Genomic DNA, 20397 nt, shown 5'->3' with positions numbered 1-20397 from the left:
ATTTATGGGTCAAATCCTTGCATGGATACTGGAATACGGATATTTGGCAATGTTCGGTTTGCTTGCACTTGGAGTAGCGGGTATGCCGATACCCGACGAAGTGCTAATGATCGCCTTCGGCGGGCTCGTGTCTCAAGGGCACTACAACTTCATTGCTGCACTGGCAGTCACATTTTTCGGTAGTATGACGGGTATGATGCTTAGCTACACCCTGGGGCGTCTGCTGGGCAAACCACTTTTGCATCGATACGGAAAATGGGTGAGGCTTACGCCTTCTAGAATTGCCTCTTCTGAAAATTGGTTTGGGCGCTATGGTACCTGGGGAATCCTGTTCGGATATTTTGTCCCCGGCTTGAGACATGTATCCTCATATCTGGCAGGTACAACCCGTCTAGGCGTTTTTCGCTATATCAGTTATGCATCAGCAGGAGCTTTGCTGTGGTGCGGTACATTTTTGGGGATTGGACATGCGGTGGGTATGCATTGGGAGCAGGTGGCGAAGCTAATGGAGAAGGTGACGCATCGGATAGGGCTGGTCGTTATTCTTTTAATCGTTGTGGGAGGAATCACCGCATGGTTCTGGAACAAGCGTAAAAAAAATGTCACATGACCGCATGGAAAGCAGCTATAGCTTGAAAGCGGCGGGTGAAGTATGGTACTTTTACCGCATAGGAATGCCGTGGGAGGTCATGTAATGGAAGTATTAAAGAAACGAATTTTAGATGAAGGCGTGATTGCATCAGATCAGGTGCTGAAGCTGGATGGTTTGCTTAATCACCAGGTTGATCCAGAGCTGACAATGGCAATGGGAAGAGAGTTCGCAGCACGTTTCCGGGAAGAGAAGATCACCAGAGTAGTGACCGTGGAGTCCTCAGGCATTGCCATCGGGTTTGCGACAGCATTGGAATTGGGTGTACCGTTGGTATTCGCTCGTCGTAAAAAGACCCTATTAGCTGATCCAGACGCGCTATGTGAACGCGTACCTTCGTTTACTAAAGGTATTGTGACGGATATTATGCTGTCTCGTCAATTTATTCACGAAGATGATCGTGTTCTGTTCATTGATGATATTATTGCTAATGGTGATGCGGCACGAGGCATGGTTAAAATCATTCAACGCTCCGGAGCGGAGTTGATTGGATTCGGTGTCGCGGTGGAAAAAAGCTTTCAGGCCGGAGCGAGAACCATCCGTGAGCAGGGTATTCGTGTAGAGTCATTGGTCAAAATTTCGTCGTTAGCTGACGGCAAGATTGAGTTTGCTGAATAGTAACAATTCAAAACTCCTGATCCTTATTTCTAATAATAACCTTTGCATGAGCTTCAATTTCGCTTATAATATAGATAAGGTTTTGGAGAGGAGGCAGCAACATGGGGAAAGAACAATTGACCGAACAGTTTTTTCTGGAAAAACTGGCAGCGGCTAAAGTACACTTTGAGCGTGCCTTGGATTGTAAGCATACGGAATTCGACGATTTGTATCCCTATATGATTGAACATCCTCAGTTTTTTTGGTATAAACGCTATGTGGCCTGGTCTGAGTTGTTGACGTTGGTTAACCTATGCGAAGAATTGTCCTTCTCTTGGAAAGAAGAATTTACTGCTCACCAAGTGGAGTATGTAGATCAGCGAGTGTTGTCTGCACAAGTGCTGGACTTCTGGTACGAGAAGAACGATACAAAAGAACATGATCACAGTGTAAACCAGTCGGGATAATTTGTCGCTCTGTTGGCAATCCATATAAGTAGTAAGAGAGAAGAGACCTAAATGATTGTTTAGGTCTCTTTTTAAACTTTTTTCATGTATATAGAATCATGGTTGCTGTGTTAAAAAAGTGAATAAGGAGGGGACAAGGATGATTATGGACGAAGAATTGGATGCTTATCGACTCTCCGGTGAAAAGGTGCGTGTCGTACGCGATGGATTGGAGTCCAACGATGTTGTTGGCATTGTACTGGCATGGGATGATGAACAGGTGCTTATTCGCCGCCAGAATCGACGTGTGGTCAAGTTGGATCGCAGTTATACATACCAGCCGTTCGGCGAGCCGCGTCACAATCCGATAGATCTGGGTTAGGAAGGGGTTCCAAATGGGTGTTGGATAAAAATAACTGAGCGATTCATTAGGCATACAGAAACTCTAAATCGGACACAGTAATGAAGGGAAATCCAACAGAGAGGACGTGCTGTGTCAATGACGGTTATGGACGAAAAAGTACATGCATACAAGGATCAAATCAGCCATTTGGAAGATCAGTTGCCCGAGGTAGTTCATGCATATCATCGCTTTACCGGAGAGTGCTTTCAAGCCGGCAGCTTAGATGAGAAAACCAAGCAACTGATTGCGCTAGGCATTGGCTTATTTGCCAACAATGAAGTATGCACGTTTTATCACGTGGACGAGGCGCGGTCCAAAGGAGCCAGTGATCAGGAAATTATGGAGACCATTGCTGTGGCCGCAGCAGTAGGTGGAGGACATGCTCTAAGTCAAGGGGTTACGCGTGTACAGAAGGCGTTGCAATAAAGCAAATCATTAATAGATATGCTTATACTTCGTGATAGCGAATATAGATCGATTTTGATATATGATGGTTATGGAAAGGAGCTTCCGAGCACAGTTGGTGTCTGCGGAAGCTTCTTTCTTTTGCGTGTTTGTTGTGCGGGGATTATGCTCTTCTGCTTGCGGCAAAAGCAGCAGGGCGAGACGTTTTACGCTTATAGGCCAAAGAGGATGTAACCAAACTTCGTTCAACGATGCGTAGGGGTTTGGAAGTTGAATTGTTTGGTAATTCGGGGCGATGTTTCTCTAGTAAAGGAAGGGCGGCTGTATGAGGCATGGAGGTCGAGAGCCCCAGATATGCTCGCATCCGCTCATACATTTCTTTACGGAATGCTGGCATAGCCATATTGAACTGCTCTTTATTTCCTTTACTTATATAGGTGGCGTGAACGCCGGAGTGGTTTTGTTGTATGTCTAGAACATGAATGTGATATTTATTAAATTCATGTTTTATTTCAGATAGCAGGATTCCGGTACGATCTACACCTGCGTTAACCATTTCGACATAAAGATCAGGGGTTTTCAGCATACCGCTTTCTTCAAGAATTAGGCTGTCCCGCTCAAATACTTTTTGAATAAAGGTAAGGAGCAGATAACTTTTCACAAGAGACCATTCATGCTGAGTAGTATCTAAAGAAGTCATTACCATTCACCGCCTTAGGAAAATGTGATGATAATTCATAACCGATTGAAAAAAAGAACCTTCGTTCCTGAGAACTTATGTTCTTATTTTAGCTTATTATTCCTTTTTTATCAAGGGGAAATTAACAAACATAAAAGGTTTGACATCTTGATATGAGCATGGTATGATCTATCTTGTCGCTAAGAAAGATAGATCTTTCGAGGTATATGACAACATATATGCGGTCGTGGCGGAATTGGCAGACGCGCACGGTTCAGGTCCGTGTGGGCTAACCCCCGTGGAGGTTCGAGTCCTCTCGACCGCATCATCTTATAATATACAGGTTTGTGAATTGCTTTTATAGCAGTTTGCGGACCTTTTTGTATGCTTAAAAAATTTAAGTTGTTACCCAAGACCTGTGTCGAAGAAATCTCTCCGAAGCTATGAGAACAGGATAATAAGTCTACTGTTGGAATGACCTTATAAGCGCATTCCGGTGGATTTTTTCCCATTTCTATTATGAAGTCGATATTTTCACCTCTTCTATCTCTTTCTTTCCAGCCTTGCCATGCTTGATCTTATTTCAGTTCAATCTACTCAATATGCTTACCAATGGCTGTCGAAATTTTCCTAATTGAATTTACTAAATACGAGACTTTTGGAGGCACTCAAAAATAACAAATAAAACAGCTGCCGCTCGTAAGATGTAGCGGCAGTTGTTTAGAATTAACTACATGGAATTAACTGTATCAAAACTCAACATCTCTTTTTTTCTTGGAGCGCGCCCCTGCCAAACGGACAACTAGCGAAGCTACCACCAAAATTGCAGTTACTCCCACAAGGATAACAAAAAAGGATTGATCAAAAGCAGAACGGCCCGCATCTTTCAGTGCTTCTGCAGCCTGGGCAGGCAAACCCTCTGCAGCTATGAGCGCTTCATCCAGGCTGTCTTTCACATTCGCTGGAACGTGGAGTCCCGTAGGGACTTTCATAGCTAGGGAATACGCAAGAGTTGACATGCTTCCGATGATAGCAATCCCTGATGCTCCCCCCATTTCATAGGCAACTTCTTCAATCGATGCAGCCATGCCTGCTTTGTGTGCCGGGGCATAGTTCATAATGGAGTGAGATGCTGCTGTCATACCTGCTCCCAAACCCACACCAAGTAAAGCCAATCCAAGAATCTGCCCGGCCATGCCTGAATTAAATTGCGTGAGATAGATGCCCATTCCCAGACCGGCAATCAGAAGAGAGAAGCTTTTAATATGGATAACGTCATAGCGATGCAATATGGACCCGGTTAAGGGGCCGGCAATGAGAGATGCAATTGGTATGCTAATCGTGTACAGTCCTGCTTGGAGAGGCGACAGACCTTCCACCAGTTGAAGACGCTGGGTTACAATATATTGAATCCCCATCTGTGTAAATGCACCCACCAAGGCTGTTATAAATCCGGTGCTGAACCTTGTAATTTTAAATAAAGTAAGATCAATAAGAGGGCTAGCGCTTTTATTTTGACGACGGATAAAGATGATAAGTGCCAAGACGCCGATAACCGCACCTATTACGGCTAATATTGGAGACCCGTCACGACGGGTAAACTCTTTGATGGAATAGATGAGTCCCACCATGGCGATCATGATTTGGATGGAGCCGGTAAGATCCCATTTTTTCTCTGTATTGCCCGCATGTTTTGGAACATAAATCAGAGTTAATGCAAAAGCAATGATCGCAATCGGCAAATTAATCAAAAATACAGAACCCCACCAAAAATGCTCTAAAAGAAGCCCGCCGACGATAGGACCTAGTCCTGCTCCTCCTGCAGAAACGGAGCCCCAAATACCGATCGCGAATCCACGCTCGCGTTCATCTGTAAATGTAACCCTAATGATTGACAAGGTAGCGGGCATCATCATAGACGCTCCGACTGCAAGAAGAACTCGAGACGCCACCAATACAAAGGGCACGGGGGAAAAGGCGGCAGTAAGCGAAGCAGCAGCAAATACAAGCAACCCGAGGGTAAAGATTTTTTTATAACCCAAGCGGTCCCCAAGCGTTCCCATTGCTGGCAGCAGACCGGCCATAACGAGCGAGTAGCCATTGAGAATCCATAATTTTTCTGACGCTGATGCACCGAGGTCATGGGTTAAGCTCGGCAATGCGGTATACAGGATGGTCATATCCATCACAATAAGCAAAAGAGCGCTTGATACGATAGCTAGAACCAACCAGCGTTTGAATTTAGACATGTTGTTCCTCCGTGAATACAAATTTAAGTTATTACAATTTAAAACCTTAATCTATAGGGTTACCCTATAGTCAAGTGTTGATTCTCGGGATAAAATAGACATACAAAACTTCTAAAACATAACGGAGGAATGAGTTATGTCAAAAAGTCACAGCCTATACTTTACTACCAGTGAGCTGGCCAAGACTTGCGGAGTCACCAAACATACCCTGTTCCATTATGATGAGATCGGGCTCTTGAAACCAGAATTCACAAACTCAAAAGGCTATCGTTTTTACTCCATTCAGCAATGCTACGCGCTTGATATTATTAATGTGCTAAAGAAGGCGGGTAGCTCACTACAGGAAATCAAGGAATTTATTGAGAATCAGAATACGCCTCTGCTCATAGAGCTATTCAAACAGAAACTGCATGACCTTGAAGTGGAACGGATTAGAATAAAACGGATGCAAAGCCTATTGAAAGGTGCCATTGAAATGACGGAGCAAGCCAAGGGAGAGTTACACGATGGACCGTCGATAGAAGAATGTGAAGAGGAATATTTCATTGCCACTCAACTGGAACAGGGTGATGGTGATAAGGAATTTGCTCACAAATTAAGTGAACATCGAGATTATTGCGAAAATCACTTTACTGATTATGAGTTTCCGATCTGGACTATTTTATGCAAGGATCGGGTAGTGTCAGGGGATTATTATTCGGACTATATTGCCAATAAGCTAAAGGTTCCGACTGTGGGAGAGAGAATAGTTACCAAACCCAAAGGCCTCTATGCTGTCTTAAATCACAGAGGATCATATGAAACAATGTCTGAAGCGTACTCCGTTATAAAAGAGTATATAGCGAGTAAAGGGATGACTGTGTGCGGGAGTGCGTACGCAGTGGATTTGCTCAACTATTTCGCAGAAAAAAATCCAGACGACTATGTAATACGGATATCGGTTGAGGTTTGTAAAGGGAGAAAATTTCTTTTATAAGGTTATCTTTTAAGATATGATAAAAAATAACGCACTTTATGATTGAAGCTATTGAAAGGTTGGATGAAATATGGAGAAAGCAACTTTTGCAGGTGGATGCTTCTGGTGTATGGTGACTCCGTTTGAGGAGCAGCCGGGCATTCATGGCATTGTGTCAGGATACACTGGAGGAACGATTCCCGATCCGACCTACGAGCAGGTTAAAACAGGAACTACAGGTCACTACGAGGTGGTGCAGATTACTTTTGAGCCTGAGCTGTTTCCTTATGAAAAGCTGCTCGAATTATATTGGCCGCAAACAGATCCTACCGACGGGGAAGGTCAATTCCAGGACCGGGGTACACAGTATAAACCCGCAATTTTTTATCATACAGAGCAGCAACGTGAGCTTGCGCAACAGTCCAAGGAGCAGTTGGCACAAAGTGGACGTTTTGATAAGCCAATTGTAACGGAGATTCTTCCTGCTTCTATTTTTTATCCGGCAGAGGATTATCATCAGGATTACCACAAGAAAAACGTGAAGCACTATAAGGAAGATCGGGCCCAATCAGGCCGTGATGAATTTATTGATAAGAACTGGTAAGCGGCTTTAATATACGTTTCTACGCACGATAAGGCAGATCAGGGAGTATTCCATGGATCTGCCTTATACATATTTAGACGAGGTTACTCACACAATGAAGGGACAGAGAAGGAGGCTGACCCGCAATGAGTACACGACGGAAGCTACACATGAGAAACATAATAAAAAAGGCTTTAAAGGCATCTCGCGGCCGGAAAGAGCCAGCTTATGTACCTGTATTCCATTCAAGCTCTAAAATACGGAGAACCGTAGTACTCTGTATTTCGGTATGCATGTTATTCATGGTCTGTAGTACTGGTGTTGCAAAAGCATTAGACAAACAGGACGTGCCGCAAAAGATGGTTGCCGTCATTATCGACGATCTGGGAAATAATATGAAAGGGACTGAGCAAATTTTAAATTTACCCGTTAAGATTACCGTTGCTGTGATGCCTTTCCTGCCTACAACCAAGCAGGACGCTATGGAAGCGCATAAGCGTGGTCATGATGTCATCGTCCATCTTCCAATGGAACCAAAGCAGGGAAAGCCCGAATGGCTTGGACCCGGAGCAATTAAGGCAAATATGACGGATGAAGAAGTACGTGCTAAGGTGACAGCAGCCATAAAGGATGTTCCTTATGCGATAGGAATGAACAACCACATGGGTTCGAAGGTCACTTCGGATAAACGCATTATGTCTATTGTTCTTGATGTTTGTAAGGAGCATGGACTATTTTTTGTCGACAGCCGTACTAATTATTGGTCAGTGGTACCTGAACTTGCCGCTAAAAAGGGAATGCCACCGGTACGCAATGATGTTTTCCTGGATGATGTCCATACACTCGCTCATGTGAATCGGCAACTTACAAAAGTGGTTGAGTGGCTGGACGAGCACGATACATGCGTAACGATTGGGCACGTTGGCGTGTCTGGCATGTATACATCCTCGGCTCTTCATTCATCGGTTCCCAAGCTAAAGGAGCACGCCAAATTTGTGGGTATTAGCGATTTGGTGCGTGCTGTATGGGGATGGACTGGAGACCCAGCCACCAACACTACCATGCCGTCAGATGCGCAATAATGCCTTCGGCAACAGCTTCAGCAATGCTTTTTTGACCGCGATCCCCGGAAAGCATGGCTCTGTCCTGTTCGTTACTGATAAATCCGGTTTCCACAATTACAGCGGGATGCTGGATTTTATTCAGAAGATAAAAGGGTTTTCCGTACACTGTTTCTCTATTCATGCAAAATAAGCGGTTTAATGAATGCTGAATCCGTTCAGCCAACAGATAGCTGCTGCCTTCATCCTGATACAGCACAATGGGTCCACGTTTTTCGGTACGTTTGGTCCAATTGACATGCAGGCTTACAACCAAAGCGGTGGGCAGTTGTTCTGTTAGACTTTTACGTTGAGCCAGGTCTTTAAGGTGCCGGGATTTGGACTGCAACCAACGGTTATCGTCACTCAGTGCGTAGTCCTTGTCCCGATTCAGGACAGCAGGGTAACCCTGGGAGCGTAAGATCAAGTACAGCTTTTGAGCAATGGCGAGATTGATATCTTTTTCCAAAAGCCCTTTGTGACTTGTTCCACCATCCACACCGCCATGGCCTACATCAATCAGGACAACGGGCTTGGCAAAAGCGTGATAGGACGAATGTACGTTGGATGGACCCTCTGTATACTTGTTCGGTTCGCTACTTTTCTCGTTGGGCTGAGCAGCTAGATAGGTAAATGGGGCAAATACAGCACTGCAAAGGATGCATAGACTCAACCCCAGCCCTTTCAGCCATATCTTGTTTAACTTTTTTTTTCGCACGTTCTATTCCTCCAGTGGACGAATTGATTGTTTACTGAAAAACCATGCATAACAGACATCAAACCTAAAGCAACGTAGCTGCCTTCAAACATAACAATTAGCCTTGAGGTAACTGTTATGTTGAAGATAGTATGTTCCATTTAAGGGAAACCATGCATAGTTATTCCCACAGGGGTTAGACCTTTTGGAAAATGAGCAAGCTAGTTGTATCTGCACCTAACGTGTAAATCCGATATTTCCAAGCAATGTGAATGGACATGATAGGGGCAGAATAGAGGAGGTCATGGAGGATGGCGAAGAGTGACGAACTGGTGACGTATATTACGCAGCGAATTGTTCGCTATATGGAAACGCCGCGTGATGTTCGACGCAGTCAAAAACAAGCCAGAGAGCCGTGGGTGAGCAAATGGTTTGGCATGTTGCCTCTGGCTCTGAAAATGTGGATGAAATCCACACGCAGAGAACGAAGAGAGCGACATTAAACTCGCCAAAGAGACCACAAGAGGCATAGGGGATGCCATTTGAGGTCTCTTTTTGTGTTGTAGGGATCATTCCGAATCATTTTGCGTGTTTCTTAATAACTAAGAGTCCAAACGAAAAAATTCACCAGCTGACAATAACTGTTTTAATGGTACAAATCGGGACAGTCCATGATGGTAGGTTAACGCATATAAATTGGGTTGGGACGGATGATCTGGGGATATCCAGGACTGATACCCACTAATGGATAAGGGACCTCCAAAGGCAAAATTGATACCTGTGGCAGAAAATATAATACGCGGTGAAATACTCAGTGTATCCATAAATTGGGCTGTGTTACGGACAGAAAGTTTTTGCTTGGGTTGAAGCCAACCCAGATCGTCATAGGGATCAAAAGGAGCAGACGAGACCGTAACCGCTTGCGCCTTTGTTTTCAAAAAGGGTACAGATAAAGAGAATGCGTTGTTCTGGAGCTTATGTTTCCAACTCCCATCTGCCACTTCTACAGGTAACGGATCGCCAGTCACAGCATCAATACATATTTCGCTGCCTGTAGAGGAACGCACCAGCCAGTAGGCTAGTAGCGGTTCCTCATACATAGGTGTGATTTGCAGCTTGTCGATAGAGGAAAGATCAGTATCTGTGAGCGACACCAGGGATTGACGAAGTACAGCCATACTATAAGGCCCGCCCGGACCATTCCCGTATTCGTTGAGTTGATATGCTCCATTGGAGTCTGAGCCGATAATCAGGTAGCCGATGTATTCTCCCGCACGGTTTACTTGAACAAGCCAACTATGGGTTCCAGGTCCGAGCGGATGATAGCTAAGCTCAGCATCTTTCCACGAGGCAAAAGGGGGCTGCGATGATAGGGATTGTACCGTGTTGTCCGCAGTCTGTTTTACGTCTGCGGGCACGCCTTGCTCCTCAGTAGGAAAACTTGCTGAAACGTCACCTGGGGAAGGGGGAATAGGACTCGTGGAATTCAATGGAGGAACCCACGAGCTTTCGTTGTAGAGAGACACCGAGTTTAAATTGTTGCCTTGTGCGGCTGAGGGAGCCGCATGAATGGAAGTGAACGGACAGACTGCGGACAGGCCGATCAGAACAGCTGCGATCATACCTATGCTATAGTGCCCGGAATGACTCTTATTCAATGTAATCCACCTTTCTGTCGGCTTGATTGCCCGACGGAGGCATTCTATTTTATCCAGCATACAGCCTGTCCGATAAAAAGACTGCTGCACCTTGTCGGCATAAATGTCGTATCCAGGTTCGTTTTTTGCTGTCGATACATAGGAGACATGTTTAACCAAACTTGTGGTTACAGCAGCGGAAACTGATGCAGGCTGAAGCAAGATGTTACAAGCTGACGATACCTCTGCAACTTTCCTGCGAAGGAGCGAGAGATATCGGTTACCGCAGATGAAATATCCCGCAGTTAATGGCGGATACGAGTACCTTTGGCTCATATTGCCATACCATTTCTTTACGGCGGGCTTGATGCTGCTCTGAAATGGCTTCTTTTTTATCCTCTTCCTCTTTCTGCTCTTTGATTAGATCATCGTAGTAGTGGTCAATAACCTCCAATTCCTCGCGCAATCGTTCCTTCGCCTGCTCAGCCCAACCATAATCTTGCTGACGGAGTTGTTCAGTGATGTAGCTTTCAAGCGAGGTGGAAGCTTCAGGGACAGATAGCTTGGCAGGCTGTACATGCATATTGCCCGCCAGCAGCGGGCTGAGCTGTCGGGTTTCGAGCATGGCGCCAAAATCGGTTACAATGGTGCCGCTTTTGAGCGAAATACCTAGCCACTGAAGTTCCTCACGCTTCAAATCGCAGGCGAATTCAATCTTATAGCAAATGCTGAGCCAAGCTTCATAGACTACGGGAGAGCGGGCAGACAGCTGACGGGCATCAGGCTGCTCAAACAAATAAACATATTTCCCTCCATCCCGTGCGGCTTCAAAAATTTGATGCAGCCGACGGCTTCCATATCGAAGCTCCTCCTGCAAAATACGTCCAGGTCCTAATTGTGGTAACGTCGGTACATGACCGAAGTAACGCCCCATGACCTGATCCTGTGCTGCGTTGCCTGATGCTGGAGTTGGTGGCGTATGATCGGCTAAACGTTCCTGTTCTGTGCGATAGGCTTCCCCATCAAAGATAAAAGTGAAGGACATCGTCTGCGCTGGAACGCCAGTACGCTCTACGTATCCCCAATAGTAGGGGCGGTTTGTTAGGGCTTTATCCGCTTCTGGAGAAAGCTTGACGGTTACATGGTGGGGCGACCTCTCGATGACACTACATCCGGTAGCTTCCAGATAGGTGTGGACAAAGCGCTGGACTTGCTGTGCATTCATGGTCAAACTAGCGACCTCCTTTCACACTGCGTCGAGCTTTGCCCGGAGGAACCGTATTGCCTGCTAAGCCTAATAAATCCTCGGTGTTTGGCTGGTCTGTACGCAGTTGTTCCATTTCCTGTTTGATGGAATCCAGCGAGTGACCCAGATTTTGCATTTTTTTGCGAATTTCATCATCGCTACTGGATTCAAGCATAATTTTATACAAACTTTTTTCAATGGATTCTTTCTTCTCAAACTTCTCCAGAATAACGTCCAATCCGCCAATGACCATCTCAAACATATTTATCTTTTCATGCAGCAGATGCAGGATATGCTCCTCAATCGTTCCAGTTGTGGACAAGTTAAAAATATTAACATCATGCGTCTGTCCAAGTCGATGTACCCGTCCGATCCGCTGCTCCACACGCATGGGATTCCACGGTAAATCGAAGTTAATCATATGGTGACAAAATTGCAGGTTAATGCCTTCACCACCCGCTTCGGTGGCAATCATGACCTGAATGCGCCCACGGAACAGATCCATCATCCAATCCTTGCGTCCACGGTTCATGCCGCCTCGGTAAGGAACAGCAGATAGGCCACGGTCACGGAAATAGTTCAGCAAATACTCCTGTGTGGCTCGGTATTCTGTAAAAATGATCACTTTTTCGTTCATCTGACGGATAAGCTCAAGCGCTTTTTCTGCTTTGGAATTGGCCTTGATCGCTTTAATGTGTGCAACCAAATCCCAGACACGATCGCGTAGAGGAGAGTCTGGAGCCATCTTTTTAGACAAATTGACCAGAGTCACGAACACAGCGTCCCGGCTGCTGCACACTTCCCGTTGAAGGGTGACGAGAGACAGCATGCTACTTAAATTTCCGCCATTCGCCTGGTATTGCTCTTTGACAAAAGAGGTCACCCCATCGTACAGCGCTTGCTCTTCCAGCGAAAGTTCCAAGTGAATGTTGGAAACATTTCGTTTGGTGAATTGAACCGGGCCTTCTCCGCGACGATTGCGGATCATGACTTTAGACAGCTCATCCTTGAGCTGATCTTCATTTTTAGGCAGACGTTTATCTACAACAAAGTTGGCTGAAAAATCGCCATGTCTTCCCAATTGACCGGGCTTGAGCAGTGTAATCAGGTTAAACAGCTCAGACAGATCGTTTTGTACAGGTGTTGCTGTCAGGAGCAAACAATATTTTTTACGCAGCTTCATAATGAACTGGTAGTTGGATGTCTTTTTATTTTTCAGCTTATGAGCCTCGTCTATAATGAGCAGGTCATAATCGGTATCTAGCAGGATGTTACTATGGGGCTCCCGCTTGGCGGTATCCATAGAGGCCACGACGACCTCGGAAGACCAAGAATACGCTTTCTTCTGGGCGACAGCGGGAATACCGAATTTGCTGTTCAGCTCACGCACCCATTGTAGGACCAGGGATGCGGGTACAAGAATAAGCACTTTGGAAGCCAGCCCGCGAACCAGATATTCTTTTAGGATCATTCCAGCTTCGATCGTTTTGCCTAGGCCGACTTCATCGGCAAGAATGGCACGTCCGGACATTTGAAACAGTACCTTCCGAGCGGTATCCAGCTGATGGGGTAGTGGAGTGAGGTCTTGCAAATGCTGTAGACATTGAAGCTCATCGAAGCTCGGCACCAGCTTGGCTTTTTCAGCCTCAATGGCCAGCTGATACAGATTCCAATCTCCCCAAGGGCCACCTTTGCGTAGGCGTTGGTCCAGCTCATCCTGCCAGCTTCGATCAAATTGCACCGGAACAGGCAGTGGCGCTTGATTGTGTATATGCGGGGAACTTGTCGATTTGGCTTTCATGATGATTCCCTCCCTCCTGGTAGTAGCACAGTTGAAGCTCTTGGTTCTGTCACATATGTGGCATCTATTTAGCACAGATCGTAGATGTAGTATGGACGGAAAAAGATATCTTCATAACAGGAGGGATGAAATCCTTTAGCTGCCTTCCATTAACTTTTGGAGTTTACTTTCCGTAGAGGTTTGCGCATTGGGGGTGTAAATGCTACAACGGAGATCAACACTGCCTTGTACCTGAAGAGAAGTCAGGTCAAATAGCATTTTGCCAGCCTTGGCATGACGAAATTCAATGAGCACCTCCGGTGCGGAGCTTACTTCACTCTGATTCCAAAGCTCGTTAAACTCTGGGTAGGCCTGGCTCATATTTTGTATAAATTGTGCATACCAGGGGTCTGTCACGTATTGCCCGTAATAAGCACGGAAAATAGCAAGGAATCCCTTTACAAAGTGTTCCCAATTCACGGCTAGACTTTTAAACTCCTTTTTGGTGAATAGCAGTTCAATCATATTGCGTTGCTCATGGGGTAGCTCGGCAAAATCCATAAAAACATGAGCAGCAGCGGCGTTCCAGCCGACAATATGACAGCGCCGATCTGAAATAATAGCAGGGCAGTAGTGCAGCTCTTGTACGATCTTTTGCAGAGAGGGGGAAATGACGGCTTGCTCTGCAGGAGCAGGAAGGCTGTGAGACCCGGCCTCAATCGCCAAATCATACAAATATTTGCGCTCGTCTGTGTTCAACTGCAATGCGGCAGCAATAGCATCCAACACAGAGGCGGACACCTTAATATCTCGTCCTTGTTCCAGCCAGGTATACCAGGTCGTACTGACACCTGCCAGCTGAGCGACTTCTTCTCTGCGCAAGCCTGGTGTTCTGCGACGTGATCCTTGGGGGAGACCGACCATATGTGGGTGTAGGCGGGCTCTTTTCGTTTTTAGAAAAACAGATAGTGCTTCCAGACGTGCTTCCGTTTTCATAGGTATTTTCTCTCCATTCAATGGGTATATCCGAAGTGAGCAAATAAGGCATTTACTATAGTAGTGTTCATTATACCAGGATAAACAAACACTTGTAATAGGATAAGACGAGGTTAAAATGAGGATTATAAGTAAGTCACCGAGCAGGAGGAATGAATAGCTTATGCAAAGAGTAGTGATAACAGGTATGGGTGTCGTTTCCCCACTGGGTAATGAAGTGGACACGTTGTGGAAGAATTTGCTGGAAGGCAATTCAGGTATACGTAAAATTGATACATTCGATGTGTCCGATTTGAAAGCACAAATTGCTGGACTGGTACAGGATTTTGATGCAGAAAAGCAATGGGGACGTAAAGATGCTAGACGAATGGATCGGTTTACTCAGTTTGCATTATATGCGGCAGAGCAAGCGCTCAAGGATTCCGGTCTGGAACTGGATCACACCGATTTGGAGCGTGTCGGTGTTTATGTGGGATCGGGAGTCGGCGGTTTGGATACGTTGGTGGACAATGTAGATGTGCTGCTACATCGTGGACCGGGTAGAGTTAGCCCAACGCTGGTACCTATGATGATCTCGAATATGGCTGCTGCTCAAATTAGTATCGCGTTTGGAGCGATGGGACCTACGCTTTCACCCGTGACGGCTTGCTCTATTGGGAATACAGCAATTGGAGAGGCGTTTCGGACGATTCGTACAGGAGATGCGGATGTCATTTTTGCCGGTGGGGCTGAAGCGGCGGTAACTAGATTGGCCTTGGCGAGTTTCGCTAATGCGACTGCCTTATCCACACGTAACGAGGAGCCTTCTATAGCAAGTCGACCTTTTGATCAGAATCGGGACGGCTTTGTCATGAGCGAAGGTGCAGGTATTCTGGTACTGGAGTCACTGGAACACGCTATCCGACGTGGTGCGGAAATCTATGGTGAGGTCATCGGTTATGGAGCCAGTTCGGATGCTTATCACATGGTTGCACCGCATCCCGAAGGAACCGGAGCTTACTTGGCGATGAAAGCGGCCCTTCGTTCGGCTCACATCTCCCCTGAAGAAGTGGACGTGATTAGCGCCCACGCGACGAGTACGTCTGTCGGGGATGTCGCTGAGACCCTTGCAATCCACAAGCTTTTTGGTGATTATGCCTATCAGATTCCGGTTACTGCGAATAAGTCCATGCTGGGTCATATGCTGGGGGCTGCGGGCGGTGTTGAAGCGATTGCACTTGTGCAAAGCCTGCGAGAAGGTATCATTCCTCCAACCATGCATCTGGATAATCCAGACCCTGCTTGCGATCTGGATTATGTGCCTCACGAAGCGCGCAAGGTTCCACTAAATATTGGGCTATCTAATTCTTTCGGCTTCGGTGGTCATAATGCGGTTATTGTGCTGAAGCGCTACGAGTCATAATTTGTAAGGAGTTATTGAAACCTCAGGCATTCTATCCGGCTGGATAGAGCACCTGAGGTTATTTTAATCGAAGAATAACAGATTCATTTTAGAGAAGAGATAGAGTAAGATGAAGGAAAACATTTGGAGGGACGGGAAACCATGATTTTAATCAGGAACATACAACCAGCAGACGCTGAAACGTATTGGAATTTGAGACTGGAAGCCCTGCAAATGAACCCTGAAGCTTTTGGAACCTCCTATGAGGAAGCTGCACGAGTTCCATTATCTGATGTGGTGAAGCAGATACAAAATAAACGAGATCATTACATACTTGGTGCATTTACAAAGGATCATCAGCTGGCTGGTATGACTGGGTTTAGAAGAGAACAAAAAATAAAAACGCAGCATAAAGGAACGATTTGGGGAGTTTATGTACCATCGACCTACCGAGGTCAGGGGATCGCTAAAAAACTTTTATTGGAAGTCATCAGCCAAGGTAGAAAATTGGAAGGTTTGAAGCAAATTAACCTGAGTGTGGTAACTACCAATCAAGCTGCTGCTAAGCTGTATAGGAAGTTGGGATTTGAAACCTATGGTATAGAAAAGAATGCTTTAGAATATCACGGACAGGAATATAATGAGGAACTCATGGCTTATTTTTACTAAGGGTGAAAGGTTTTGAAAAAATGAAAATTGACCGATTGCTTTCTATCGTCATTTTGCTGCTAAAGAAAAATAGAGTACAAGCGAAGGAACTGGCTGATTTATATGAGGTTTCGATCCGGACGATCTATAGAGATATTGAAGCGATTAGTATGGCAGGTATTCCGGTGGTGACTTATCAGGGAGCCAATGGGGGAATCGGTCTGATGGAAGGATACCGTTTGGATCGCAGTATGCTGACGGATAACGATGTCAAGGACATTGTGATGGGGCTGCAGAGTTTGTCCTCGACGTTGGGCAGCCCAAATGTGTCGCGGTTACTTCATAAATTTGAAAGTATTATGCCGGAGTCCGGGAAAGAGCGATTTAGTGTCCGTACCACACAGTTTATCGTCGATCATTCGGGATGGGGAAATCAAGCTGCACAGGAAGGCAAATTGAAAAAGGTGAAAGAAGCAATGAGCCAAGCGCGTACTGTCGCTTTTACCTATCGAAATGCGGAAGGAGCCATAACGGAACGGAATGTTGAACCGCATACGCTCGTTCTGAAAGGACAACAATGGTTTGTATATGCGTATTGTCCCGATAGGGAGCAGTTTCGTCTATTCAAACTCTCCCGCATGAGTGACCCTGTGGTTACAGAGACAGTTTTTGCTCGCAGGGACCTTTCTTATGAAGTGCTGCCGTGGAATGAGGGACGGATGGAGGCATCCAGAGCCATACAACCATTTACGCTACAATTTAACCGTAATTCAAGGCATTTGGCGGAGGACTGGTTTGGTGTAGAAGCATTGACCGAGCAGGAGGAAGGGATCTATACGGTTTCGGTCCCGTTTCCCGAGGATGCATGGGCGTACGGATTTATTTTAAGCCTGGGACCGGATGTGGTTGTCAAGGAACCAGCCCATTTGCGAGACAAGATTCATAAGATGGCGCTGAGTATTGCGTCTAATTATGAAGAAGTTCGGGAATCATCTTAGATTAAGTAAAACAAACCTGACCCATAGTTGTCAGGTTTGTTTCGTTATACTGGTGGCATACCTGATATCAGTTAGCGAAAGGGGATTTACGAGGATGGATAAAGCTTGTCAAAGTTGCGGGATGCCGTTGGAGCATGAGGACCAATATGGAACGGATGCACAACATCATAAAACGGATGAGTATTGCAAGTATTGTTACAAGGAAGGCGAATTTGTACAGCCTGAATTGACTATGGAGGGGATGATTCAGCAGTCTGTGCCTTTCCTGGTAGAGAAGGGGATGCAGGAAGAAGAAGCGACTTCGATGCTGCGTAATTACCTGCCGTTTTTGAAACGATGGCGGTCCTCAGAGGATACGGGGCTTACACTGGATGGACCCATTCGGGAAGAATATCGAGGTGAGATCCGTTTGATTGGGTTGAAAGCACGTACAAGTAATCAGAATGAACAAACATCTCACGGGATCATTCCAAACATGTGGGAACATTTTTGGAGTGAGGACGTGCCTGGTCGGATAAAGGAAAAAGCAGGACATGCTTCTGTCTATGGTTGCTATACTGACTATGAAAATGGAGCTTTGGGCGAGTATACATTTTTTATCGGGAAGGAAGTGGCTGTTGATTTCCAGACTCCTGACGATCTTGAAGAACTTGTCATTCCGGCTGCACGCTATGCTATTTTTCAGGCAACTCAGGAACCTTCTTCTGTCTTCCGTGTATGGCAGACGATTTGGGAGTGGGCTGCCATGGGACAAGGGGAGCGGACATACACAGGTGATTTTGAAGTGTATGGCAGTCCAGATGAACCTGTTTTGATTTATATTGCAATCAAGTGATGATTTTGTCGTGACAGAAGAGAACCGCCTGGCCATTATTGTGGACCAAGCGGTTTTTTCTGATTCAATCAATAGCAGTCTCCCCATCAAGTTGAACGTCGAGTTACAGCCCAAAAGATGAGAGCCAGAGCACTGACACCAGCTCCTAATAGACACACCCCGTTCCATCCGGCATAGATGTACATATGAGTGGAAGCAATGGCCCCGGTGGCGCTACCGATGGAATAAAATATCATGTAGCCTGCAGTAAGTCGGCTCCGTGCCTCAGGGCGAACATTGAAAATCAGGCTTTGGTTGGTGACATGTACAGCCTGTACGGCCAAATCCAAAAGTATTACGCCAAGAACTAAAGCGAACAGAGAATGCTCGGTGTAGCGGATAGGTAACCAGGATAGCAGCAATACAACTAGTGCGATACCCGTCGTCCGTTGTCCCAAGCCCTGATCGGCAAGACGCCCTGCTCGTGCTGCTGCTAATGCCCCGGCGACTCCAGCCAGGCCAAAGGCTCCGATGGCTGTATGTGAAAGAGATAGAGGCGGGGCACTGAGAGGTAACACAAGCGAAGTCCACAATATGCTGAACGCCGTAAAAATGAGCAGCGCAAGGACAGCACGAATACGCAGAATTCGTTCTTGCACGAACAGTACGATAACCGAGCGGAGCAGTTGCGGATAGGAAAGTGTCACACTTGTGGGTTCGTTCTTTGGCAACACCCGCAACAGAGCTACAGCCATAAACAGCGTAAGTATAGCAGAAACAAGGTAAACTGAACGCCAGCCTGCCAGATCAGTTAATACACCGGCCACGGTTCGTGCCAGCAGAATGCCGATAACGACTCCACTGGTCACCAGACCTACGATACGCCCACGTTCAGTCGGATTAGCCAAGGTAGAGGCGAAAGCCACGAGTGTTTGAGTGACTACAGCCAGCAGTCCAATCATTGCCATTCCCATAAGCAGTATTGTACGGGTAGGAGCAAAGCTAACCACGATTAGTGCCAGCACGGATAGCAGCATTTGCCCTGTAATCAGTCGTCGTCGATTCAAAAGATCGCCAAGCGGGACGAGCAGCAATAATCCCAACGCATAACAAATTTGCGTGATGGTAATGACCATGCCTACCGATGAGTGCGTAATGCCAAATTCGTTTGCCAGCGCATCCAGCAATGGCTGTGCATAGTAAATGTTAGCGACAGCCAGCCCGCAGGCTATGGCAAACAAGAGTGCCACAGATCGGGACAAGGAGGGAATGGGGGCTGTTTCGGCAGCATTTGCTACCTTTTGATGAGGGAGGAGTACCGCTTTTTCTTCTGACGTCTTCATTTTCACATACCACGTCGCTTTCTGTAATTTACATACCGTTGAGTATAATATACCGATTGGTATGTAATGAATTTAGGTCAATATAACTCGTGCAAATATAAAATGTCAAGAGTTTATCATGTACATATTTGACAGTTTCTTTTCCTGATCATACAATCTTAATATACTGAACGATATGAAAAGAAGGAGCTGCTTATGGTTCGACCACGGGAATTTGATGAAGATCAAGCGTTGAATGCAGCGATGCAAATTTTTTGGGAAAAAGGATTCGAGGCTACATCTTTAAGCGATTTAACCTCCAAAATGGGAATTCAGCGCCCTAGCATTTACGCTGCTTTTGGAGACAAGAAGCAATTATTCGAAGCCGCGCTGCGCAAATATACGCAATCCCACGCTGCTTATGTACGCTCTAGACTACAAAGCAATTCTTCTGTAAAAGAAGCGTTTTACAATTTTTTTGGAGGAATCGTGGCAGAAGAGTACGAGGATGGGCCTAATAGGGGATGCTTTTGTATCAATACGATGGTAGAATTAGCCCCTCATGATGAAAGATTTGAAATTTTAACCAGAGAACATCAGATGTATCTTTCTGCCGTCTTTCAGGAAACCCTTGAGCGCGGTATACGATCAGGAGAGCTGGAGGCTAGCATGGACGCACGAGCTCTGGCCCATACGATGGTCTCTTTGTTAATCGGGATTACCGTGATGATGAAATCACGTCCAGCGCGCTCTTTTGTAGATCAGGCGGTTGCGACTTTACTTATATTACTGGATGGGAAATAGAGATGAAG

General features: G+C 46.0%; 22 protein-coding genes and 1 tRNA gene. 15 read left to right on the top strand and 8 right to left on the bottom strand.

All coding sequences use genetic code 11. The features are described from left to right. Positions 1–4 precede the first annotated feature (4 nt). The 5 genes from MKX30_RS12480 to MKX30_RS12460 all read left to right on the top strand — a co-directional run bounded on the left by MKX30_RS12480 (position 5) and on the right by MKX30_RS12460 (position 2521). Positions 5–610, top strand: a complete 606-nt coding sequence (locus MKX30_RS12480) for a DedA family protein (protein ID WP_023988042.1) — start codon at positions 5–7, stop codon at positions 608–610. A gap of 84 nt (positions 611–694) precedes the next feature. Next, positions 695–1267, top strand: coding sequence for a xanthine phosphoribosyltransferase (locus MKX30_RS12475; protein ID WP_339201827.1), 573 nt, complete (start codon positions 695–697; stop codon positions 1265–1267). Between the two features lie 101 nt (positions 1268–1368). Next, positions 1369–1713, top strand: a complete 345-nt coding sequence (locus MKX30_RS12470; protein ID WP_007429850.1) for a hypothetical protein — start codon at positions 1369–1371, stop codon at positions 1711–1713. Between the two features lie 139 nt (positions 1714–1852). Continuing rightward, positions 1853–2074, top strand: coding sequence for a hypothetical protein (locus tag MKX30_RS12465; RefSeq protein WP_023988044.1), 222 nt, complete (start codon positions 1853–1855; stop codon positions 2072–2074). Positions 2075–2191: 117 nt separating this feature from the next. Then, entirely contained in the window at positions 2192–2521 is a 330-nt protein-coding gene (locus MKX30_RS12460; protein WP_013309744.1) for a carboxymuconolactone decarboxylase family protein, read from the top strand. 142 nt (positions 2522–2663) lie between these two features. Here MKX30_RS12460 and MKX30_RS12455 read toward each other — a convergent pair whose 3' ends face one another. Further along, positions 2664–3200 (bottom strand): hypothetical protein, encoded by a 537-nt coding sequence (locus MKX30_RS12455; protein WP_023988046.1) that lies wholly within the window; start codon positions 3198–3200, stop codon positions 2664–2666. A 220-nt stretch (positions 3201–3420) separates the two neighbouring features. Here MKX30_RS12455 and MKX30_RS12450 point away from each other — a divergent pair. Beyond that, positions 3421–3504: transfer RNA gene (locus tag MKX30_RS12450), tRNA-Leu, on the top strand. 424 nt (positions 3505–3928) lie between these two features. Here MKX30_RS12450 and MKX30_RS12445 read toward each other — a convergent pair. Then, complete coding sequence (locus tag MKX30_RS12445) at positions 3929–5428, bottom strand: MFS transporter (protein ID WP_028542809.1); 1500 nt, start codon at positions 5426–5428, stop codon at positions 3929–3931. A 136-nt stretch (positions 5429–5564) separates the two neighbouring features. On the opposite strand from MKX30_RS12445, the gene MKX30_RS12440 reads away from it, so the two are divergent. The 3 genes from MKX30_RS12440 to MKX30_RS12430 all read left to right on the top strand — a co-directional run bounded on the left by MKX30_RS12440 (position 5565) and on the right by MKX30_RS12430 (position 8048). After that, positions 5565–6404 (top strand): MerR family transcriptional regulator, encoded by an 840-nt coding sequence (locus MKX30_RS12440; protein ID WP_076294910.1) that lies wholly within the window; start codon positions 5565–5567, stop codon positions 6402–6404. Between the two features lie 70 nt (positions 6405–6474). Then, a complete protein-coding gene (msrA, locus tag MKX30_RS12435; RefSeq protein ID WP_013309746.1) occupies positions 6475–6987 on the top strand; it encodes a peptide-methionine (S)-S-oxide reductase MsrA in 513 nt (170 codons plus the stop codon). A 125-nt stretch (positions 6988–7112) separates the two neighbouring features. Further along, positions 7113–8048: a divergent polysaccharide deacetylase family protein gene (locus MKX30_RS12430; protein ID WP_053325173.1), complete on the top strand. Its 936-nt coding sequence runs from the start codon at positions 7113–7115 to the stop codon at positions 8046–8048. On the opposite strand, the gene MKX30_RS12425 is transcribed toward MKX30_RS12430, so the two are convergent. Continuing rightward, on the bottom strand, positions 8023–8784 hold the full coding sequence (locus MKX30_RS12425; protein WP_023988051.1) for an N-acetylmuramoyl-L-alanine amidase: 762 nt from the start codon (positions 8782–8784) through the stop codon (positions 8023–8025). The two genes, MKX30_RS12430 and MKX30_RS12425, sit on opposite strands and share 26 nt — an antisense overlap. A gap of 290 nt (positions 8785–9074) precedes the next feature. Between MKX30_RS12425 and MKX30_RS12420 the strand changes: the two genes are divergently transcribed. Then, on the top strand, positions 9075–9266 hold the full coding sequence (locus MKX30_RS12420) for a YqzE family protein (protein WP_023988052.1): 192 nt from the start codon (positions 9075–9077) through the stop codon (positions 9264–9266). Positions 9267–9365: 99 nt separating this feature from the next. Here MKX30_RS12420 and MKX30_RS12415 read toward each other — a convergent pair whose 3' ends face one another. From MKX30_RS12415 to MKX30_RS12400, 4 genes are all read right to left on the bottom strand, one after another. Continuing rightward, entirely contained in the window at positions 9366–10622 is a 1257-nt protein-coding gene (locus MKX30_RS12415; RefSeq protein WP_341062866.1) for a hypothetical protein, read from the bottom strand. Positions 10623–10680: 58 nt separating this feature from the next. Next, entirely contained in the window at positions 10681–11631 is a 951-nt protein-coding gene (locus tag MKX30_RS12410) for a YqhG family protein (protein ID WP_053325174.1), read from the bottom strand. Between the two features lies 1 nt (position 11632). Next, positions 11633–13447, bottom strand: coding sequence for a DEAD/DEAH box helicase (locus MKX30_RS12405; RefSeq protein ID WP_341062865.1), 1815 nt, complete (start codon positions 13445–13447; stop codon positions 11633–11635). 135 nt (positions 13448–13582) lie between these two features. Beyond that, positions 13583–14422, bottom strand: a complete 840-nt coding sequence (locus tag MKX30_RS12400; RefSeq protein ID WP_023988057.1) for a helix-turn-helix transcriptional regulator — start codon at positions 14420–14422, stop codon at positions 13583–13585. A gap of 163 nt (positions 14423–14585) precedes the next feature. Here MKX30_RS12400 and fabF point away from each other — a divergent pair, with 163 nt between their 5' ends. From fabF to MKX30_RS12380, 4 genes are all read left to right on the top strand, one after another. Then, positions 14586–15824 carry a beta-ketoacyl-ACP synthase II gene (gene fabF / locus MKX30_RS12395; protein ID WP_023988058.1) on the top strand — a complete coding sequence of 413 codons (1239 nt, stop codon included), beginning with the start codon at positions 14586–14588 and terminating at the stop codon, positions 15822–15824. 141 nt (positions 15825–15965) lie between these two features. Next, positions 15966–16472: a GNAT family N-acetyltransferase gene (locus MKX30_RS12390; RefSeq protein ID WP_053325176.1), complete on the top strand. Its 507-nt coding sequence runs from the start codon at positions 15966–15968 to the stop codon at positions 16470–16472. Positions 16473–16492: 20 nt separating this feature from the next. Next, positions 16493–17449: a helix-turn-helix transcriptional regulator gene (locus MKX30_RS12385; protein ID WP_341062864.1), complete on the top strand. Its 957-nt coding sequence runs from the start codon at positions 16493–16495 to the stop codon at positions 17447–17449. Between the two features lie 94 nt (positions 17450–17543). After that, positions 17544–18284, top strand: a complete 741-nt coding sequence (locus MKX30_RS12380; RefSeq protein ID WP_341062863.1) for a zinc ribbon domain-containing protein — start codon at positions 17544–17546, stop codon at positions 18282–18284. Positions 18285–18370: 86 nt separating this feature from the next. On the opposite strand, the gene MKX30_RS12375 is transcribed toward MKX30_RS12380, so the two are convergent. Continuing rightward, the gene (locus MKX30_RS12375) at positions 18371–19606 is read right to left on the bottom strand and encodes an MFS transporter (protein WP_023988062.1); all 1236 of its coding nucleotides are present in this window, start codon (positions 19604–19606) and stop codon (positions 18371–18373) included. 195 nt (positions 19607–19801) lie between these two features. Here MKX30_RS12375 and MKX30_RS12370 point away from each other — a divergent pair, with 195 nt between their 5' ends. After that, a complete protein-coding gene (locus MKX30_RS12370; protein WP_023988063.1) occupies positions 19802–20389 on the top strand; it encodes a TetR/AcrR family transcriptional regulator in 588 nt (195 codons plus the stop codon). Positions 20390–20397: the final 8 nt, after the last annotated feature.

The sequence above is a fragment of the Paenibacillus sp. FSL P2-0173 genome (assembly GCF_038008045.1).
GTDB classification, from domain to species: domain Bacteria; phylum Bacillota; class Bacilli; order Paenibacillales; family Paenibacillaceae; genus Paenibacillus; species Paenibacillus polymyxa_B.
This window is presented reverse-complemented; position numbering and strand designations above follow the sequence as displayed.

What these genes read in the sequence shown, in the direction of transcription:
- MKX30_RS12480 (WP_023988042.1), top strand. Translation starts at nt 5, where the DNA reads ATGGGTCAAATCCTTGCATGGATACTGGAATACGGATATTTGGCAATG.
- MKX30_RS12475 (WP_339201827.1), top strand. Translation starts at nt 695, where the DNA reads ATGGAAGTATTAAAGAAACGAATTTTAGATGAAGGCGTGATTGCATCA.
- MKX30_RS12470 (WP_007429850.1), top strand. Translation starts at nt 1,369, where the DNA reads ATGGGGAAAGAACAATTGACCGAACAGTTTTTTCTGGAAAAACTGGCA.
- MKX30_RS12465 (WP_023988044.1), top strand. Translation starts at nt 1,853, where the DNA reads ATGATTATGGACGAAGAATTGGATGCTTATCGACTCTCCGGTGAAAAG.
- MKX30_RS12460 (WP_013309744.1), top strand. Translation starts at nt 2,192, where the DNA reads ATGACGGTTATGGACGAAAAAGTACATGCATACAAGGATCAAATCAGC.
- MKX30_RS12455 (WP_023988046.1), bottom strand. Translation starts at nt 3,200, where the DNA reads ATGACTTCTTTAGATACTACTCAGCATGAATGGTCTCTTGTGAAAAGT.
- MKX30_RS12445 (WP_028542809.1), bottom strand. Translation starts at nt 5,428, where the DNA reads ATGTCTAAATTCAAACGCTGGTTGGTTCTAGCTATCGTATCAAGCGCT.
- MKX30_RS12440 (WP_076294910.1), top strand. Translation starts at nt 5,565, where the DNA reads ATGTCAAAAAGTCACAGCCTATACTTTACTACCAGTGAGCTGGCCAAG.
- msrA (WP_013309746.1), top strand. Translation starts at nt 6,475, where the DNA reads ATGGAGAAAGCAACTTTTGCAGGTGGATGCTTCTGGTGTATGGTGACT.
- MKX30_RS12430 (WP_053325173.1), top strand. Translation starts at nt 7,113, where the DNA reads ATGAGTACACGACGGAAGCTACACATGAGAAACATAATAAAAAAGGCT.
- MKX30_RS12420 (WP_023988052.1), top strand. Translation starts at nt 9,075, where the DNA reads ATGGCGAAGAGTGACGAACTGGTGACGTATATTACGCAGCGAATTGTT.
- MKX30_RS12405 (WP_341062865.1), bottom strand. Translation starts at nt 13,447, where the DNA reads ATGAAAGCCAAATCGACAAGTTCCCCGCATATACACAATCAAGCGCCA.
- MKX30_RS12400 (WP_023988057.1), bottom strand. Translation starts at nt 14,422, where the DNA reads ATGAAAACGGAAGCACGTCTGGAAGCACTATCTGTTTTTCTAAAAACG.
- fabF (WP_023988058.1), top strand. Translation starts at nt 14,586, where the DNA reads ATGCAAAGAGTAGTGATAACAGGTATGGGTGTCGTTTCCCCACTGGGT.
- MKX30_RS12390 (WP_053325176.1), top strand. Translation starts at nt 15,966, where the DNA reads ATGATTTTAATCAGGAACATACAACCAGCAGACGCTGAAACGTATTGG.
- MKX30_RS12385 (WP_341062864.1), top strand. Translation starts at nt 16,493, where the DNA reads ATGAAAATTGACCGATTGCTTTCTATCGTCATTTTGCTGCTAAAGAAA.
- MKX30_RS12380 (WP_341062863.1), top strand. Translation starts at nt 17,544, where the DNA reads ATGGATAAAGCTTGTCAAAGTTGCGGGATGCCGTTGGAGCATGAGGAC.
- MKX30_RS12375 (WP_023988062.1), bottom strand. Translation starts at nt 19,606, where the DNA reads ATGAAGACGTCAGAAGAAAAAGCGGTACTCCTCCCTCATCAAAAGGTA.
- MKX30_RS12370 (WP_023988063.1), top strand. Translation starts at nt 19,802, where the DNA reads ATGGTTCGACCACGGGAATTTGATGAAGATCAAGCGTTGAATGCAGCG.